Raw genomic sequence first — 2,727 nt, forward strand, 5'->3', positions numbered from 1 at the left:
GTCACCATCGGCCGTCCGATCGGCAACACCCGCTGCCATGTGCTGGACGAGCGTGGCCTGCCCGTGCCGCCCGGCATCCCGGGGGAGCTGTACCTGGCGGGGGACGGGGTGGCCGACGGCTACCTCGGCCGTCCGGAACTGACCGCCGAGCGCTTCGTGACCGCCCCCGGCGGTGCGGGCGCCGCTGGCGGCACCGACGGCACCGACGGCACCGGCGGCACCGGCGGCACCGGCGGCACCGGCGGCACTGGCGGTGCGGGCCGGGCGTATCGCACCGGTGACCTGGTGCGCCATCTGCCTGACGGGCGGCTGGAGTACCTGGAGCGGATCGACGGCCAGATCAAGCTGAACGGCTACCGGATCGAGCTGGGCGAGGTGGAGTGTGCGCTGCGCCGGCTGCCCGGGGTGAGGGCGGCGGTGGCGCTGGTGCGTGAGGACCAGCCCGGTGAGCGCCGCCTGGTGGCCTACGCGACCGGCACGCCCGACCTCGCGCCGTCCGGCGAGCTGCGCGAGGCGCTGCGTGAGGGCCTGCCCGGCTACATGGTCCCGGGTGCTGTCGTGGTGCTGGCGCAGCTGCCGCTCACGCCGAACGGCAAGATCGACCGCAAGGCGCTGCCCAGGCCCGGCGTTGACCGGATCGCGGGCGGCGCGGCAGCGGTGCGCACCGGCCTGGAGCGCCGGATCGCCGAGGTCTGGTGCGAGGCGCTGGGCCTGGACTGGGTGGGCGCCGAGGACAACTTCTTCGACCTGGGCGGGGATTCGCTCAAACTGACCTCGGTGGCGGCGGTGCTGCGCGAGCGGCTCGGGCGGCCGGTCACCCGCCTGGACATGTTCGGCCACCCGAGCGTGCGCGCGATGGCCGCCCACCTGGCCGCGACCGAGAGCGCCGGCGAGAGCGCCGGCGAGGGCGCCAGGCCCGCCACCGCGACACAGCCCCGGCGCGGCCGTGACGTCGCCGCACTGGAGCAGCGCCGCGGCCGGCGCCGGGGGCGGCCGTGACCCAGCCCGCCCCGAACGCCGCAGCCCCCGCCCCACACCGCGCAGACCCCGCCCCACACCGCGCAAGTCCCGCATTCCGATCCGAGACGGGTACCACAGGGAGTTCCGTGTCCAGTTGCAAGGTCTGCTCGCTCAAGGCCGACCACCCCGGGGTGGTACTCGACGATCAGCAGGTGTGCAATCTCTGCAACCTGGACTTCGCCGAGGACCTGCTCACCAACTACCGCTACACCAGTGAGGTGTTCGCCGAGTTCCAGCAGGCGCCACCGGCCACCGGCACCTACGACTGCCTGTTCATGTACAGCGGCGGCAAGGACAGCACCTACATGCTGGACAAGTTCGTCAACGAGTACGGCAAGCGGGTGCTGGCCTTCACCTTCGACGTGCCGTTCGAGAGCGTGCACGCGGCGCAGAACATCGCACTCGCCCGGGAGAAGATCCCGGCCACCTTCGTACTGGACGCCGACGACGACAACATCAAGCTGATGATGCGCGAGGTGTTCAACCGTCCGGCGCCCAAGAAGCCGGGCAAGTACCTGGACGAGAAGCTGCCCTGCGTCTCCTGCCGGACCTTCTTCGTGCTGCGCGCGATCCTGATGGCCTACCGCCAGAAGATCCCGTACATCGCGCTGTGCGCGGATCCGCAGCAGATCCTGACCATGGAGTCCAACGTCCGTGAGGTCGTGCGCGGCTTCTACAAGACCTTCGGCGAGCGGCTGGCCGACACCCTCTTCGGTGGCGAGCTGGAGGAGTTGCTCTTCGACGAGGACGAGAACCTCCCGAAGATCGTGTTCCCGTTCATCGCGATGCGTCACGAGTACGACCCGGACCGGATTGTGGAGGAGCTGCGCGCGAAGGGGTTGTACCAGTCGTCGCCGCTGGAGACCCACTGCACGCTGTTCCCGCTGCTGAACTACTACTCGTTCAAGAACTTCGACTGCATGTTCTACAAGCTCAACGCGGCCAGTCACGTGCGCTCCGTCAAGCGCAACGCCGACTACGACCGCAACACCTTCAGCATCAAGTTCCCCCGCTCGCTCGACCTGGCCGACGTGGAGTCGAAGCTGGGCGAGGTGGTCCGCTCGATCGCCGCCGGCGAGGGCAGCCGCGAAGAGCACGAGGCAACCCTGGTCGAGGTGTTCCAGCGGATGGACGCCTCCGAGGACGCCGCCCGCTTCGTCGCCCAGAGCTTCCTCGACATGCGCTCGGTCGCCGCCGACCTCGGCATCACGCTCAGCTGAGACCCGAAGGGAAACCCGTCATGACTGTTTCCGACTCCGATGTCGCGATCATCTCGATGGTGTGCCGTTTTCCCGGCGCTGATTCGGTCGAGCGTTTCTGGGAGGTGTTGCGTGAGGGCCGCGAGACGCTGACCCGGTATACCGATGAGGAGTTGCTGGCCGCGGGTGTGCCGGCCGGGCGGTTGGCCGACCCGCGTTATGTGAAGGCCGGTCAGACGATCCCGGGGGTGGACCTGTTCGATTCCGAGCTGTTCCAGTTCACCCATGACGAGGCGGAGATCCTCGATCCGCAGCACCGGATCTTCCTGGAGTGCGCCCTGCAGGCGTTGGAGCGGGCGGGTTATGACCCGGAGCGCACCGAGGGGCCCATCGGTGTCTACGCGGGTGCGGGTATGAACACCTACCTGCTGCACAACCTCGGTGAGCGTTACCGGAGTGCCAACTCGATCGATCATTACCGGTTGATGCTGGCCAACGACAAGGATTT

Annotated in this window: 3 protein-coding genes; all 3 read left to right on the plus strand. The window is 68.8% G+C overall.

Annotated elements, in window-relative coordinates; all coding sequences use genetic code 11:
• The coding region (locus tag ACFZB9_RS36825) for a phosphopantetheine-binding protein (protein ID WP_391454522.1) at window positions 1-999 on the plus strand (999 nt) is incomplete at its 5' end.
• 107 nt (window positions 1,000-1,106) lie between these two features.
• The gene (locus ACFZB9_RS36830) at window positions 1,107-2,240 is read left to right on the plus strand and encodes an OzmP (protein WP_391454525.1); all 1,134 of its coding nucleotides are present in this window, start codon (window positions 1,107-1,109) and stop codon (window positions 2,238-2,240) included.
• Between the two features lie 20 nt (window positions 2,241-2,260).
• A partial coding sequence (locus ACFZB9_RS36835) for a beta-ketoacyl synthase N-terminal-like domain-containing protein (RefSeq protein ID WP_391454527.1) occupies window positions 2,261-2,727 on the plus strand: 467 nt, incomplete at its 3' end.

It is taken from the genome of Kitasatospora sp. NPDC008050, assembly GCF_042957465.1.
GTDB lineage: Bacteria > Actinomycetota > Actinomycetes > Streptomycetales > Streptomycetaceae > Kitasatospora.